13 protein-coding genes and 21 tRNA genes are annotated in these 14,842 nt (G+C 33.3%); 31 read left to right on the top strand and 3 right to left on the bottom strand.

Annotation, left to right across the window (positions count from 1 at the left end; all coding sequences use genetic code 11):
* Nucleotides 1–89 precede the first annotated feature (89 nt).
* From AC0N0V_RS21585 to AC0N0V_RS21570, 4 genes are all read left to right on the top strand, one after another.
* Nucleotides 90–389 (top strand): YerC/YecD family TrpR-related protein, encoded by a 300-nt coding sequence (locus AC0N0V_RS21585; protein WP_474460941.1) that lies wholly within the window; start codon nucleotides 90–92, stop codon nucleotides 387–389.
* A 190-nt stretch (nucleotides 390–579) separates the two neighbouring features.
* A complete protein-coding gene (gene pcrA / locus AC0N0V_RS21580; protein ID WP_474460940.1) occupies nucleotides 580–2,868 on the top strand; it encodes a DNA helicase PcrA in 2,289 nt (762 codons plus the stop codon).
* An 11-nt stretch (nucleotides 2,869–2,879) separates the two neighbouring features.
* Nucleotides 2,880–4,889: an NAD-dependent DNA ligase LigA gene (ligA, locus tag AC0N0V_RS21575; RefSeq protein WP_474460939.1), complete on the top strand. Its 2,010-nt coding sequence runs from the start codon at nucleotides 2,880–2,882 to the stop codon at nucleotides 4,887–4,889.
* Nucleotides 4,890–5,003: 114 nt separating this feature from the next.
* The gene (locus AC0N0V_RS21570; RefSeq protein WP_474460938.1) at nucleotides 5,004–5,273 is read left to right on the top strand and encodes a hypothetical protein; all 270 of its coding nucleotides are present in this window, start codon (nucleotides 5,004–5,006) and stop codon (nucleotides 5,271–5,273) included.
* A gap of 107 nt (nucleotides 5,274–5,380) precedes the next feature.
* Here AC0N0V_RS21570 and AC0N0V_RS21565 read toward each other — a convergent pair whose 3' ends face one another.
* On the bottom strand, nucleotides 5,381–5,578 hold the full coding sequence (locus tag AC0N0V_RS21565; RefSeq protein ID WP_474460937.1) for a hypothetical protein: 198 nt from the start codon (nucleotides 5,576–5,578) through the stop codon (nucleotides 5,381–5,383).
* A gap of 179 nt (nucleotides 5,579–5,757) precedes the next feature.
* Between AC0N0V_RS21565 and AC0N0V_RS21560 the strand changes: the two genes are divergently transcribed.
* Nucleotides 5,758–6,198, top strand: coding sequence for a hypothetical protein (locus AC0N0V_RS21560; RefSeq protein WP_474460936.1), 441 nt, complete (start codon nucleotides 5,758–5,760; stop codon nucleotides 6,196–6,198).
* A 143-nt stretch (nucleotides 6,199–6,341) separates the two neighbouring features.
* Nucleotides 6,342–7,943, top strand: coding sequence for a peptide ABC transporter substrate-binding protein (locus AC0N0V_RS21555; protein WP_474460935.1), 1,602 nt, complete (start codon nucleotides 6,342–6,344; stop codon nucleotides 7,941–7,943).
* Between the two features lie 13 nt (nucleotides 7,944–7,956).
* On the opposite strand, the gene AC0N0V_RS21550 is transcribed toward AC0N0V_RS21555, so the two are convergent.
* Both AC0N0V_RS21550 and AC0N0V_RS21545 read right to left on the bottom strand, forming a co-directional pair.
* Nucleotides 7,957–8,115 carry a hydroxymyristoyl-ACP dehydratase gene (locus AC0N0V_RS21550; RefSeq protein WP_474460933.1) on the bottom strand — a complete coding sequence of 53 codons (159 nt, stop codon included), beginning with the start codon at nucleotides 8,113–8,115 and terminating at the stop codon, nucleotides 7,957–7,959.
* A gap of 102 nt (nucleotides 8,116–8,217) precedes the next feature.
* Entirely contained in the window at nucleotides 8,218–9,639 is a 1,422-nt protein-coding gene (locus tag AC0N0V_RS21545) for a hypothetical protein (protein ID WP_474460932.1), read from the bottom strand.
* Nucleotides 9,640–9,732: 93 nt separating this feature from the next.
* On the opposite strand from AC0N0V_RS21545, the gene AC0N0V_RS21540 reads away from it, so the two are divergent.
* The 25 genes from AC0N0V_RS21540 (at nucleotide 9,733) to AC0N0V_RS21420 (ending at nucleotide 14,781) form a co-directional block, all read left to right on the top strand.
* Entirely contained in the window at nucleotides 9,733–10,734 is a 1,002-nt protein-coding gene (locus tag AC0N0V_RS21540) for an AIR synthase family protein (RefSeq protein ID WP_474460931.1), read from the top strand.
* Nucleotides 10,735–10,817: 83 nt separating this feature from the next.
* Nucleotides 10,818–11,567, top strand: a complete 750-nt coding sequence (rph, locus tag AC0N0V_RS21535) for a ribonuclease PH (RefSeq protein WP_474460930.1) — start codon at nucleotides 10,818–10,820, stop codon at nucleotides 11,565–11,567.
* The gene (locus AC0N0V_RS21530; RefSeq protein WP_474460928.1) at nucleotides 11,564–12,163 is read left to right on the top strand and encodes an XTP/dITP diphosphatase; all 600 of its coding nucleotides are present in this window, start codon (nucleotides 11,564–11,566) and stop codon (nucleotides 12,161–12,163) included. The genes rph and AC0N0V_RS21530 overlap by 4 nt, the downstream gene beginning before the upstream one ends.
* A gap of 45 nt (nucleotides 12,164–12,208) precedes the next feature.
* Nucleotides 12,209–12,679 (top strand): metallophosphoesterase, encoded by a 471-nt coding sequence (locus AC0N0V_RS21525; protein ID WP_474460927.1) that lies wholly within the window; start codon nucleotides 12,209–12,211, stop codon nucleotides 12,677–12,679.
* 122 nt (nucleotides 12,680–12,801) lie between these two features.
* A tRNA-Pro gene (locus AC0N0V_RS21520) sits at nucleotides 12,802–12,877 on the top strand.
* A 34-nt stretch (nucleotides 12,878–12,911) separates the two neighbouring features.
* Nucleotides 12,912–12,987, top strand: a tRNA-Pro gene (locus tag AC0N0V_RS21515).
* An 8-nt stretch (nucleotides 12,988–12,995) separates the two neighbouring features.
* Nucleotides 12,996–13,069 (top strand) — tRNA-Gly (locus AC0N0V_RS21510).
* A gap of 6 nt (nucleotides 13,070–13,075) precedes the next feature.
* Nucleotides 13,076–13,152 (top strand) — tRNA-Arg (locus AC0N0V_RS21505).
* Nucleotides 13,153–13,158: 6 nt separating this feature from the next.
* Nucleotides 13,159–13,234, top strand: a tRNA-His gene (locus AC0N0V_RS21500).
* A 5-nt stretch (nucleotides 13,235–13,239) separates the two neighbouring features.
* Nucleotides 13,240–13,314, top strand: a tRNA-Gln gene (locus AC0N0V_RS21495).
* Nucleotides 13,315–13,318: 4 nt separating this feature from the next.
* A tRNA-Lys gene (locus tag AC0N0V_RS21490) sits at nucleotides 13,319–13,394 on the top strand.
* Between the two features lie 8 nt (nucleotides 13,395–13,402).
* Nucleotides 13,403–13,486 (top strand) — tRNA-Leu (locus tag AC0N0V_RS21485).
* A 75-nt stretch (nucleotides 13,487–13,561) separates the two neighbouring features.
* Nucleotides 13,562–13,636, top strand: a tRNA-Gly gene (locus tag AC0N0V_RS21480).
* A gap of 7 nt (nucleotides 13,637–13,643) precedes the next feature.
* A tRNA-Gly gene (locus tag AC0N0V_RS21475) sits at nucleotides 13,644–13,717 on the top strand.
* A gap of 6 nt (nucleotides 13,718–13,723) precedes the next feature.
* Nucleotides 13,724–13,800 (top strand) — tRNA-Arg (locus AC0N0V_RS21470).
* A gap of 10 nt (nucleotides 13,801–13,810) precedes the next feature.
* Nucleotides 13,811–13,886 (top strand) — tRNA-Lys (locus AC0N0V_RS21465).
* Between the two features lie 5 nt (nucleotides 13,887–13,891).
* Nucleotides 13,892–13,967 (top strand) — tRNA-Pro (locus AC0N0V_RS21460).
* 8 nt (nucleotides 13,968–13,975) lie between these two features.
* Nucleotides 13,976–14,049, top strand: a tRNA-Gly gene (locus AC0N0V_RS21455).
* Between the two features lie 6 nt (nucleotides 14,050–14,055).
* Nucleotides 14,056–14,132: transfer RNA gene (locus AC0N0V_RS21450), tRNA-Arg, on the top strand.
* Nucleotides 14,133–14,143: 11 nt separating this feature from the next.
* A tRNA-Lys gene (locus AC0N0V_RS21445) sits at nucleotides 14,144–14,219 on the top strand.
* Between the two features lie 5 nt (nucleotides 14,220–14,224).
* A tRNA-His gene (locus AC0N0V_RS21440) sits at nucleotides 14,225–14,300 on the top strand.
* A gap of 17 nt (nucleotides 14,301–14,317) precedes the next feature.
* Nucleotides 14,318–14,393, top strand: a tRNA-Lys gene (locus AC0N0V_RS21435).
* 8 nt (nucleotides 14,394–14,401) lie between these two features.
* Nucleotides 14,402–14,485 (top strand) — tRNA-Leu (locus tag AC0N0V_RS21430).
* A 75-nt stretch (nucleotides 14,486–14,560) separates the two neighbouring features.
* Nucleotides 14,561–14,635, top strand: a tRNA-Gly gene (locus tag AC0N0V_RS21425).
* Between the two features lie 72 nt (nucleotides 14,636–14,707).
* Nucleotides 14,708–14,781 (top strand) — tRNA-Gly (locus AC0N0V_RS21420).
* Nucleotides 14,782–14,842 lie beyond the last annotated feature (61 nt).

Here is a 14,842-nt window from a genome sequence, read left to right as displayed (position 1 = left end):
ATTTTATAGATTAATACTTTAATACATGATAGAATTGAATTGAAAAAGGTAATACTTTAGATGTATATATTAAATAAGGAGTTGAGCTCATGGAAGAATATAAATCCAAGTTACAAAGTGAAGAGATGGATTTTTTGTGTGAAGCTATATTATCTTTAAAAAATAAGGAAGAGTGCTATAGGTTTTTTGATGATATATGCACTATAAATGAAATAAAAGCGCTAGAGCAAAGACTTCAAGTAGCCAAGATGTTAAGAGATAAAAAAACTTATGTGGAAATTGCAGCAGCTACTGGAGCCAGTACTGCTACTATAAGTAGAGTTAACAGATGTTTAAATTATGGTAGTGATGGATATAATATAACACTAGAGAGATTGAGTAATAAATAAAAAGTTGCTAAAAAGAAAACGATATAATAAAACCTTTACTTAGTAATTCCTAAATTATGTGTACATACCACTGATAACCAGTGACGTGTACGCATTTTTTTGTGTTTTTTTAATGATTAAACTAACATTAAAATGTTATAATAGTAAACATGCAAATATGAAAAAAGTAAAAAACTAGGGAGTGAACACTATGGATTTAAAAAAGCTTTTGAACAAGGAACAGTATGAAGCAGCTGTCACAATAAAAGGACCATTATTAATTTTGGCAGGAGCAGGATCAGGTAAGACAAGAGTTTTAACATATAGAATAGCTCACATGATTGAAGATTTGGAGATATATCCTTCTAAAATCTTAGCTATAACATTTACAAATAAAGCATCTGGAGAAATGAGAGAGAGAATAAGAGGATTAGTTGGTGATGAAGTTGATCATATGTGGGTTTCTACATTCCACTCCAGTTGTGTAAGAATTTTAAGAAGAGAAATAGATAAGCTCGGGTATAACAAGAATTTTGCTATATATGACAGTTATGATCAAAAGGTTTTAGTTAAGCAATGTATGCAAGAATTAAATATAAATGAAAAAGATATAACTGATAGAGAAATAATAAATAAAATAGGTGAGCAAAAGGATAATTTGGTAACACCAGAGCAGTTTAAGAGAGAGAGCGAGCAAAATTTTAGGTTAAATAAGATAGCAGATCTATATCTTTTATACCAAAAGAAATTAAAGAGCAATAATGCATTGGATTTCGATGATCTGATTTATAAAACTGTAGAGTTATTTAAGAAAAATCCAGATGTATTGGAATTTTATCAAAGAAAATTTCAGTATATAATGGTTGATGAATATCAGGATACTAATAAGTCTCAGTATGAATTAGTTAGACTTCTTGCAGCAGCACATAAGAATATATGTGTTGTAGGTGATGATGATCAATGTATTTATGCATGGAGAGGTGCAGATATAAGAAACATATTAGATTTTGAAAAAGATTATCCAGAAGCAAAGGTAATAAAGTTGGAACAAAATTACAGGTCAAAAGCTAATATACTAAAAGCGGCAAATGAAGTTATAAGAAACAATACAAATAGAAAAAATAAGGTTCTTAGAACAGAAGATGAAAAGGGAGAAAAGATAAAAGTATATAGGGCTAATTCAGACATAGATGAAGGTATGTATGTTGCGTCTCAAATTAAAGGACTAAAGCAAGGAGAGAATAAATTCTTTAAGGATTTTGCAATACTTTATAGAACTAATGCACAATCCCGTGTATTTGAAGATGTATTTATGAAATCCAACATACCTTATAGAATAATTGGTGGGTTAAAGTTCTATGATAGAAAAGAAATAAAAGATATAATGGCTTATTTGAAGTTTATAAATAATCCTCTTGATGATGTAAGTTTAAGAAGAATAATTAATGTTCCTAAAAGAAGTATAGGAGATGCAACAGTACAAAAAGTTCAAGAATTTGCGGCTTCAATGGATGAATGCATGTATAGTGTGCTGTTAGATGTTGATGAAGTTATGAGTCTGCCAGCCAGAAGCACATCTTCAATAAAGAAATTTATAAGCCTTATAAATAGTTTTATAAGAACTAGGGATCAGGTAACTGTTTCTACGTTAATAAAAGAAATTTTAGATACAACAGGATATCTAGATGAGCTCAAAAATTCTAAAGATCCAGATGATGTAAGTAGAATAGAAAACTTGAAAGAACTTGTGTCAGCAGCGGCAGAATTTGAGAGTGCATCAGAGGATAAATCTTTATCTGCATTTTTAGAGAAGGTTACTTTGGTTTCAGACATAGATAACTTTGATGAGGAAGCAGATACTGTTGTAATGATGACAGTACATAGTGCTAAAGGTCTAGAGTTTCCAGTAGTATTCATGGTAGGTATGGAGAATGGAATTTTTCCTGGAACTCAATCTTTAAATGATTATAGTGAAATGGAAGAGTCAAGAAGGCTTTGTTATGTTGGAATAACTAGAGCAAGAGAAAAATTGTATATGACTTCGGCTGAGAGTAGAAGGGTTTTTGGAAAGACAGTATCCTATTCTCAATCAGATTTTATAAATGAAATAGCAAGCGATTTAAAAGAATATGAAGGTATTTCAAGAAGAAGCTTTAATAGCTTTGGTGGTAATAGTACAAATACTAGAATAAATGGAATGAATAGAGGAATAAATGATAATATCAGTAGAAGTAGTTTTAATTCTCCAGGGAGTTCACCACTAAACTCTTCAGGTGTGACCTCTTACGCTGCTATGGGTGGCATAAATAAGGAAGTAACAGGTAAGGATTTAAAGATTGAGGATATAAAAACAGGGGTTAAGGTAAGGCACAGTAAGTTTGGAATAGGAACAATAGTAAGCATTTCCAAAAGTGGTAGCGATGTAAGAATGACAATAGCATTTGATAAGATGGGAATCAAAAATTTAATGTATGGAGTTGTACCACTAGAAGCTGTATAAGGAGGATGTTTATGGACGATAATAACGATAAGCTAAATAGGATTAAAGAACTAAGTGACGAATTAAATAGATACGCCTATGAATACTATGTATTAGATAATCCAAGTATTTCTGACAAAGACTATGATACAAAATATGATGAACTATATAGCCTAGAAAAAGAAACAGGAATAATACTGCCTTATTCTCCTACTCAAAGAGTAGGAGATGTGGTATTGTCTGAGTTTCAAAAATATACTCATAAAGCAAAATTATGGAGTTTAGACAAATCACAAACAATTAAAGGAATAAGAGAGTGGCATTTGCGAAATAAAAAATTAGTTGAAGAGTATAATTTAAACTATGAAGATAAACTTCCAGAACTCAAATATGTATTAACTAAAAAATTTGATGGTCTTACAATAAATTGTACTTATGATAAGGGAGGACTCCTAATAAAGGCTGCTACTAGAGGTACAGGGTTAATTGGTGAAGATATAACGACACAAGCAAAAACTATTAAATCTGTGCCTTTGAAGATAAGTAATAATTATGTTATTGAAGTTCATGGAGAAGCTATTATGACTCGTAGAGCCTTTGAGGAGTATAACAAGATGGCAGAAACCCCTCTTAAGAATCTAAGAAATGGTGCAGCCGGTGCTTTAAGAAACTTAAATGTGAAGGAAACAGCAAGAAGAAACTTATCTGCATTTTTCTATGATGTAGGTTATAGCGAAGGAACACCATTTAAAACCTATGTTCAAATGATGAATTTCATTAAAGAGATGGGATTCCCACAAGATGATTATATGAAGGTATGCAATAATATAGAAGAGGTTGAAGAAGAACTAAAATCTTCTCAAAATATTAGAGAAAATCTTGATTATGATATAGACGGCATAGTAATTGTAATTGATGACATAAAGACTAGAGAAGCTCTGGGCTATACAGTTAAGTTTCCTAAATGGGCTATAGCATATAAGTTTGAGGCTGAGGAAGCTACTACAAAACTCTTAGATGTTGAGTGGAATGTAGGTAGAAGTGGTAGGGTAACGCCTACGGCTGTTCTAGAACCAGTTGAACTAGCTGGGGTTACTGTTAAGAGAGCTACATTAAACAATATGGATGATATACATAGAAAAGGTGTTAGAATTGGATGTGAAGTGTTTGTACGTCGTTCAAACGATGTAATTCCAGAAATAATGGGGGCAGCTCAGGATAACTTAGAAACTAGCGAAGAGATAGAAGCTCCTAAATCATGTCCGTATTGTGGCAGTGACTTAATGCAAGATGGTGTCCACTATTTCTGTGATAACACACTATCATGTAAACCACAAATGGTGAAGAGTATTGTTCATTTTGGAAGCAGGGAGGCTATGAATATAGCTGGTTTTAGTGAAAAGACAGCTGAGCAGCTATTTGAAAAACTTCAAATAAAATCAATTGCAGATTTATATAGATTAAAAAAGGATGAGTTATTAACTTTGGAGAAGTTCGGTGAAAAGAAGGCTCAAAACCTTTTGGATGCTATAGAAAAGAGTAAAGATTGTGATTTAGCATCATTCATATATGCCTTAGGGATACCAAATGTAGGTAAAAAAACAGCAACAGATCTTGTTAAGAATTTTAGAACATTAGAAAATATACAAAAAGCTACTGTAGAGGAGCTTACTTTAGTCCAAGATATAGGAGATATCGTTGCAAAAAGTATATTGGAGTTTTTTAAAGAAGAGAAAATAATGAATAGTATAGATGAGCTTTTAGGATTAGGTGTATCCCCCCGTCATGAAGAAGAGAAGGCTGCAGTAGAGAATCAGTTTAATGGAAAAATTGTAGTAGTAACTGGAAGTCTAGAAAATTACTCAAGGACTGGCATAAAAGAAAAGTTAGAATCCCTTGGAGCAAAAGTATCAGGAAGTGTAAGTAAGAAGACAGATTATCTTTTAGCTGGAGAATCAGCAGGATCAAAATATGATAAGGCTGTAGAGTTAGAGGTAAGAATAATAAATGAGCAGGAATTTGAGAATATGTTAAAAGAATAAGCGATAATAGTGGTTAATAAGTTTATAGAGTATTTACAAATGTAAAAAAAAGGTTTATTATAAAAATGATTTAATTCATATGAAAATTATAAGGGTAACATGTGGAGGAGAAAAATGAGAAAGGCTATTAATTTTCTAGGATGGATAGGAGTTTCTTTAACCATTCTTTCATTAATATTGACACTCCTTACTACATATCAATTTATTTATGTGAGATATTTTGATAGCTACTACACTCTTCAATGGTGTATGTTTTTTACTATGATGGCCTGGGCTATTAAAATGTTCGATCTAAAGGCTAGTCTTAGAAGTAAAATATATCCCATAACATGTGTAGTAATAGCGGTCGGGACAATATTTTTTATATTTATGAAAGTATACTAGAAACATTATAAGAATTATTAAGGCAGCTCTTTTGAGCTGCCTTTTCACATTTTTAATTTATTAAATTAGACCTGGTAAAAATTATTGGTTCATAAGAATTTCAAATCCTAGTCAGCATGGGAATCGCCTATTAACTCATCGTCTTTTTGAGCGAGAGTATACATATGTTGGGTTAACTTTTCCATTAAGTAGTTTTTGTATCTTAATTGATTTAATATCTGATTAAGAATTACAAAGCCCCATATCAGAAAAAACATTATAGTACACATTGTAAGTATACCTAATATTTCTATGGTAAGTATCATCCTAACTCCTCCGCATTATTATTTTGTAAATTTAAAATTATTAAGATATTATATCACAAATATTCAGGACTAAATATGGTTTGTGAATAAAAAGTATATATAATAAGATAAATTGTACCAAAACATAATTCCTATTCATATAATGAAATAACGTTATTATTTTTTCAGGAGGGGGTTGGATGGGTAGCATAATAGATAAAGCATATCAAAAGATTAGAGGAGCTGAACTACATCGAGAAAAAGTAGCTTTAAAAAAGATAAAAATAGAAGTGATAAAAGAAAATATAACTAAAAATTGCTGGAATTATAATATACAATATGAGGTATTTTTAAAAACATCCAATCTACTAATTATAAAACTTATAGGGCGTGAAAATACCATTTTATTTAAGTACCATAAAAAAGATAGAGTAGTATTAAGAGATTATGAGAATTTTATTAATTATTTAGATTTATATAGTATAGAAAGAGGAGTATATGTTACTACTGGGATTTTTGAAGATAGTATAAATAAAGATAGTAATCTTAGTAGAAGAATTAAAAAGATTGATGGAATCAGATTGATTAAGAGACAATCAAAATTAGATCAATTGAGTTTCCTAGAATATCTTCCTCAATAGGAACTTATGTAATCATTAATGTATCTTATATTTTAATATATATAATTTTGATAAACGAAACTTTTGAAAGTTTTGTTTATTTTTTTCTTTAGATGTTAATAATTTAAGTATCTTATTAAAATAAGGGAGATAAAAGATACATTATGAAGAAATTTATTTGTTATATATTAATTATAAGTAATTTATTTTTTAGTGGGTGCGTAGAAAAAAGTGTGCAAGGAACAAAAAGTGAGGAATTAAGAACTAGTGTTGTTTATAACATTGGAAAAATGCCAGATGATTTAATTATGCTTAAAAGTTATGGCATCAGACAACAAGACTTATTAGTTAATCTATTTGAAGGGCTAGTTAATCTAGATGATAAAGGAAGGATATTACCTGCTTTGGCAGAAAGTTGGAGCCTAAATAAAGATGAAACTTGTTATACATTTAAATTAAGAGAAAAAGCCCGATGGAGTGATGGTACAGATATTACTGCTGATGATTTTGTTACCTTTTTTTCCGAAATTCTAAGTAAAGATATGGAGAATGTATATGCTGAACAGCTATACTACATATTTGGTGCAGAGGATTATAGAAAGGGAAAAGTTAATTTTAGTAATGTAGCAATTAGAGCAGTGGACAGAAAAACATTGGAAATAAGACTAAATTACCCATGTAACTATTTGCTAAGCATATTAGCCGAACCAATATATTCTTTAAGGAAAATAAATGATAACTTAGTTAAGTGGAATAAAGACTATAAGAGTATAAATTACTCTGGGAGCTTTAGAATTGAAAATATTTCAGAAAGTAATGAAATAACTTTAAGAAAAAATACTGAGTATTGGAATAGAGATTTAGTTAGTAATGATGAAATAATTGTTACATGTATAGATGGAAGTGAGGCATCCCTTGCAGCCTTTCAAAACTCGAAAATAGATATGTTTTTAAATCCACCGATTAGTGAGTTTAGGAATCTTTCTAATGCAGAAAAAATTCAAGAAATACCATTCTATAGTGCTGGAGCATTAGTGTTTAATTTAAAGAAGGAAAATATAATTAAGGATGTAAACTTTAGAAAGTCTATTGCCATGGCAATAGATAGAGATAATATAGCTAAGGAAATACTAAACGATACTGCGAAAGCAGCTACATCCTATGTACCATCAAGTATTAGTGACGGTATAGGTGGCCAATACATAAATAAAGTATTTTTACCAAATCAAGTAGAAAAAGAGAAATCTTTAGAACTATTAAAGAAGAGTAATTATGAGAATCGTAAGGACGTATTAAAGTTAATTTACATAGATACTGTAGAAAATAAAAAAGTTTGTGATAACATAGCAAAAAATTTGAATCAGAACCTGAAGGTAAAAGTAGAATGTGAAGGCTATGGAATAGAGCAATTTGGTGATGCTATAAGGAATAAAGAATATGATATAGCTAAAATTGATTATGAAGGTAATTATGATTATCCCTTAGCTTTTTTAGAAAGATGGGTATCACTTTCAGAGGTTAACCTATATGGATATAAAAACTTAGAATTTGATACTAAAGTCATAAAGGCAAAAATGGATAAGGATAAAAATAAGAGGATACAATTTTTAAAAGAAGCAGAAAATATTTTAATGGATGATATGCCAGTTATACCGTTGTATGTTAACAAAGGTGTATTATGTAAAAAGGGTAATATAGAAGGAATATATACTACTAAAAGAGGGAATATAAAACTTGACAGGGTTTATATAGAAGTAAAGCCATAAAAAAGTCCCCCTGTTACTTGATAGGGGGAGCTTTTTTTATAGACTGTTTTGATGTAAAGTAAGCACAATCTGCATCCATACTAAAAACACTTGAGAGAGGAGTCACATGATTTAAATTACATTTACCGTTTTTTTCGTGTATGCAGTTCTCAGAACAGTTTATGTTCATCATAAGTTACATACCTCCTTATAAAGCGGGTAATTTTAATTAGTTATAAGATGCTTGTACGGGTGGTTATATTATTATGTCCCAAAATTCTAAGTTTTATTTTAGTTAATCTTTACAGTCATATTCTACATTGTTATCATTATCAACTTGATTATACTTAGGGTTTAAAAGTTGAATAATATAGAAAAATATTAGCATATTTCTATATGCATCGAAAGAAAGTTTAGCGTTTTTAAATTCTTCTTTCTTTTTACTGTAAGTCACATTTTTAGCAAACACTGCAGCTAATTCGGAGCTTTCAGGAGTAGGTACAGATGGCATTCTGAAATTTTGCTCTTCAATTAAATCCTCAGGTCTTAAAGAGAAGTTTTTATATCTTTCTACATCGCTTAAATCAGGTGCTTCAGGCCAACTTAATATTATTCCAGAATCCAATACTTGTCGTTTAAATATATCAGTAGCAATTGATTCTGTATTGTCACTGCCAGGATGAATCAAACAAACTAGAAGGTAAGACATAATCTCCGAACAAGAGAAGGTAATATCCTTGTCTTCAGTTGCTTTCAGAAATATTCCTTTTTCGGGGTCATATAAATTGAGAAGCTTATTAAATATAGTATCAGCCTTATCTTTAAATTTTATAATTCCTGTATTCTTATAAAATAAGTCATAATTTATATATTTCATACAGGTATGCTCCAAGTCTTCTGGAAGCAATGAGGATTCATTGTAAGATAAGTCCTCGCTTAACAGTTCAGATAAATCCAATAATAAAAGCTTACAATCTTTATTTCTTGAATACTTGTAAAAAATATTTAAAGCTAAGCAAAGTTTTGTAAGCTCTTCAGAAGTAAGTTCATATAAGTCATCTTTAAATTGAATAAGCATATTTAAAATATCTAACGAAAAGTTTACGTAGTTTTCTTTGTCTTCACCCTCTATGAGGGTAGAACATTTATAGAAAGCTGCCATTAGTAAAGCTTGAGATGAAAAGCTAAACTTCTTGTTTTTTTCTTCGAATTTTAGTTCATCGTCATATATACTACTTTGAACTACTTTATCAACAAAAACTCCTTCATCATTTCTTAAGTAAGTAGCATAAAATTCTAATTGATTTTTGCAAAGAGAACGATAAATTTTTCCTAAACTGTATTTATGCGTATCTATGTTTTTAAAACTATCATAAAAATTGCAAATTTCTACGAGACATAATGTCATTAGTGTGGTACTGTCTATGTTTACTTCCATTTTAAACTTATCATTATTCCAAGTTAACCTATCATCAGTATTTATAAGCTTTGGATTAGCTTTTCTATATACACATAAAAGTGGAGAAAGATCTTTAAATGTGTTAATATCAGAACTAGAAATGTCTTTAATTTTTAGTTCTTTAAGTGAGGTATATACTCCACATTTAGAATGTAGTAAAATTTGAGTTAAAGATTCCTTTGCTAAATAGAAAAGTTGATTTCTAATATTTTCTTTTTTTAATTTATTAATTCTTAAAAAGGGTCCAATATATTTCAAAAGCACACACCTACCATAAATTAATCCTTATATAAATAATATGAAGTAGGTTACAAAATAGTGCTAAATTATTTTGAAGAAGGAGAGAATTTTATGAAAGTAGGAAAATTAAATCCAGATGACTTAAAAAGCATAATAGATAGCAGTAGGAGGGTTACAAGAGAAGATGTGATAGTTAGGAGTGCAGTTGGAGAAGATTGTAGCATAATAAGTTTCGGAGACTACGATTGTGTTGTTTCAACAGATCCAATAACAGGAGCAGATGTTAATAGTGGAAGGTTAGCGGTGCATATAAACTGCAATGATATAGCATCTAGCGGTGTTGAACCAATGGGAATACTTGTAACAATATTAGCACCGGAGAGTACTACTTTAGAAGATATAAAGAGGGTTATGAATGAAATAGGAGAAGAAACTAAAAAATTAAACGTTGAAATTTTAGGCGGACATACTGAAATAACAAGGGCAGTTACTAAAATGATTATATCTTGTACTGTTATTGGCAAAGGGAAAAAAGGCATAGCTATTTCAACTTCTGGGGCAAAAGAAGGTGATGATATAGTAGTTACTAAATTGTTGTGTATTGAAGGCACAAGTATAATAGTAAATGATTATCTAGACGGGGTTAGGGACATCCTCACGGATGATGAAATAAGTGAAGCGAAGAAGTACATAGAAGATATTAGTGTAGTGAGAGAGGGCGTTATAGCAGGTAAATTTAGAGTCAATTGCATGCACGATATAACAGAAGGTGGAGTGCTGGGGGCTTTATGGGAAGTGGCAAAGGCTGGTGAACTAGGGTTTAAGGTATATAGAGATAATATGCCAATAAGTGAAATAACGGCGAAGATATGTAAAAAATATTCTATAGAACCATTAAGACTTATATCCTCAGGCAGCATGCTTATAACAACATCAAATGGAGATGAGTTAGTAAAAACGCTACAAAAAGAAGGTATCAAAGCGACCATAATAGGTAAGATTATTAAAGGTAATGGTATTCTAGTAAGTGATAAGGGTGAAGAGGAAGTGTTTCCACCAGAGAGAGATGAACTATTCGTATTAGAAGAGAAAATAAATAGTGGGCTAAAATAGAACACAAAATGCTAAAACAATATTGTACAATAATTATATAAAAGTAAGAAATATTATGATTTGATTTCTTTTGGAGGTAGAAGATGAGAAGTAATGGTAGAAAAAATGATCAAAATAGGAGTATAAGAATAACAAGAAATTATACTAAGTATGCAGAAGGATCAGTTTTGATAGAAACTGGGGATACTAAGGTAATCTGCACCGCATCTATAGAAGAAAAGGTGCCACCTTTCTTGAAAGGAAAGGGGGAAGGCTGGATAACCTGTGAATATAATATGATACCTAGAGCTACACAAGTAAGAAAGGTTAGGGATATAACTAAAGGTAAAATGGATGGAAGGACCATGGAGATTCAGAGGTTAATAGGTAGAGCACTAAGATCCGTAGTTGATTTGAAAGCTGTTGGAGAAAAAACTATATGGATAGATTGTGATGTAATACAAGCTGATGGAGGAACTAGAACTGCATCTATTTCTGGCGCATTTGTTGCATTAGTAGATGCTGTTAACAAGTTACACAAGAAATCTCCTTTTACAATATATCCTATTAGAGATTTTGTAAGTGCTGTAAGTGTAGGTATTGTAGATAATATAAAAATGTTAGATTTATGTTATGAAGAGGATTCTCGCGCAAAGGTAGATATGAACGTAGTTATGACAAGTTCAGGAGAATTCATAGAAGTACAAGGAACTGGTGAACAAAGTCCTTTCTCAAGGGCAGATTTAAACGATTTGTTAAACTTAGCAGAAAAAGGCGCAAAGCATATGATTCAAGTTCAGAAAGAAAGTTTGAAAATGGATTCACTTTGGATTGGAACAGGAGATAGAAAATGAAAAGGTTAATTGTAGCGAGTAATAATTTTAAAAAAATAAAAGAAATAAAAGAAATACTTTCTAAATACCCAATAGAAATAGTATCCCTAAAAGAAGCGGGAATAGATGTAGATGTAGAAGAAAATGGAGATACATTTATTGAAAATGCTTTTATAAAGGCTAATGAAATATACAAGATGCTTGATAACTCTATGGTGCTAGCTGATGATTCGGGATTAACTGTTGATTGCCTAGGAGGAGCACCAGGAGTTTACTCAGCGAGGTTTGCTGGAGAGCATGGAAATGATAAAAAGAATAATGAAAAGTTATTAAGCCTATTAGAGGGTAAAAGTATTGCAGAAAGAACTGGAAAGTTCATATGTGCGATGGTGTTAATATTAGATTCAGATAATGTTATAAAGGTTGAAGGGTCGATTGAAGGGCTAATTCTGGATAAAGAAAGAGGAGAAAATGGATTTGGATATGATCCGTTATTTTATGTTCCAGAGTATAAAACTACCTTTGCAGAAATGGATTCTAAACTAAAGAACACTATTAGTCATAGAGCGAAAGCTTTAAAGAAAGTAGAAGAAAAAATTAGAGAACTTATGATTTAGTAAAGTAATAAGAGGAATTGGATAACTTATGATGGAGGGGTAAAGTTGTTAATAGGGGTAATAAGTGATACACATAGATATACATGGGTTATTGAAAACGCATTAAAGAAATTAGAAGAGTCAAGTATTATTATCCATTTGGGAGATAATGTTCAAGATGTTAAAGAGATTGCCAAGTATTACAAAGGTGAGATTATAAGTATTAAAGGCAATTGTGATTTTGCTGTAGATGCACCTGGAGAAAGACTTGAAACCATAGCTGGGAAGAAAGTGTTTATGACTCATGGACATAGATATGATGTAAAGTATGATTTATCTAGATTGAGATATAAGGCATTAGAGTTAGAAGCTGACATAGTTCTGTTTGGGCACACGCATGTATCTAAAATTGCCTACGAGGATGGGATATGGTTCGTAAATCCAGGAAGTCCAGCTTTATCAAGGGATGGGTTCAATAGTGTTGCCACTATTAAAATACAAGATGGCAAGATAAATCCAAGCATTAAGGGGATTTAGAATAAAAAAACAAAAAAAAAATAAAATAAGTGTTGACGAATATAAATATATCGTGTAAAATAATCTATGTCGTCAGGAGTTAGTAACAACGACGAAATGAATTCAGGATAATTCCTGAATATCGGGGTGTGGCGCAGATGGGAGCGCGCGTGGTTTGGGACCATGAGGTCGCAGGTTCAATCCCTGTCACCCCGACCATTGTTTGTAAAAGTGAAAATGTTGGATATAATGCCGGGGTGTGGCGCAGATGGGAGCGCGCGTGGTTTGGGACCATGAGGTCGCAGGTTCAATCCCTGTCACCCCGACCAGCAAATATGCGGGTGTAACTCAATGGTAGAGTGCTAGCCTTCCAAGCTAGTTACGAGGGTTCGATTCCCTTCACCCGCTCCAACATATGCGTCTTTAGCTCAGTTGGATAGAGCAACGCCCTTCTAAGGCGTGTGCCAGGGGTTCGAATCCCTTAAGACGCACCATACATGGTGGACGTAGTTCAGTTGGCAGAGCGCCAGATTGTGATTCTGGTTGTCGTGGGTTCAAATCCCATCGTTCACCCCACATATTGGGATATCGCCAAGCGGTAAGGCACCAGACTTTGACTCTGGTATTCGTAGGTTCGAATCCTGCTATCCCAGCCATTTTGGTTTACTAGCTCAGTCGGTAGAGCACATGACTTTTAATCATGGTGTCCGGGGTTCGATTCCCCGGTAAGCCACCAATTAATTTGCAGGTGTGGCGGAATTGGCAGACGCACTAGACTTAGGATCTAGCGCCTTAGGCATGGGGGTTCGACTCCCTTCACCTGCACCAATTAAAATGACATTTCTCAATTTATTGAGAAGAACTAAAACATAACAAAATCGTAGATTTTGATGTTTTATATCTGCGGGAGTGGCTCAGTGGTAGAGCGTCACCTTGCCAAGGTGAACGTCGTGGGTTCGAATCCCATCTTCCGCTCCAATAACATGCGGGTGTAACTCAATGGTAGAGTGCTAGCCTTCCAAGCTAGTTACGAGGGTTCGATTCCCTTCACCCGCTCCATTATATGCGTCTTTAGCTCAGTTGGATAGAGCAACGCCCTTCTAAGGCGTGTGCCAGGGGTTCGAATCCCTTAAGACGCACCAATAAAAATGTGGGTTATTAGCTCAGTTGGTAGAGCACCTGACTCTTAATCAGGGTGCCCGGGGTTCGAGTCCCCGATGACCCACCAAATAACGGGGTGTGGCGCAGATGGGAGCGCGCGTGGTTTGGGACCATGAGGTCGCAGGTTCAATCCCTGTCACCCCGACCAGCAAATATGCGGGTGTAACTCAATGGTAGAGTGCTAGCCTTCCAAGCTAGTTACGAGGGTTCGATTCCCTTCACCCGCTCCATTATATGCGTCTTTAGCTCAGTTGGATAGAGCAACGCCCTTCTAAGGCGTGTGCCAGGGGTTCGAATCCCTTAAGACGCACCAATAAAAAATGTGGGTTATTAGCTCAGTTGGTAGAGCACCTGACTCTTAATCAGGGTGCCCGGGGTTCGAGTCCCCGATGACCCACCAACATGGTGGACGTAGTTCAGTTGGTAGAGCGCCAGATTGTGATTCTGGTTGTCGTGGGTTCGAATCCCATCGTTCACCCCAGTTATTACATAACATACGGTTTACTAGCTCAGTCGGTAGAGCACATGACTTTTAATCATGGTGTCCGGGGTTCGATTCCCCGGTAAGCCACCAATTAATTTGCAGGTGTGGCGGAATTGGCAGACGCACTAGACTTAGGATCTAGCGCCTTAGGCATGGGGGTTCGACTCCCTTCACCTGCACCAATTAAAATGACATTTCTCAATTTATTGAGAAGAACTAAAACATAACAAAATCGTAGATTTTGATGTTTTATATCTGCGGGAGTGGCTCAGTGGTAGAGCGTCACCTTGCCAAGGTGAACGTCGTGGGTTCGAATCCCATCTTCCGCTCCAATTAATGAAACTCCTCAATGCTTGAGGAGGATTAAAACATAACAAAATCATAGATTTTGATGTTTTATATCTGCGGGTGTAACTCAATGGTAGAGTGCTAGCCTTCCAAGCTAGTTACGAGGGTTCGATTCCCTTCACCCGCTCCATTTGTATTTTAAGCGATATTACATATAGTATAGATTAAGCATAATTAGCTGAAGTAAATAC

This window comes from Clostridium sp. CS1-1, from assembly GCF_056135525.1.
Note: the sequence above shows the minus strand (reverse complement) of the source record. Positions and strands in the feature narration are given on the sequence as shown.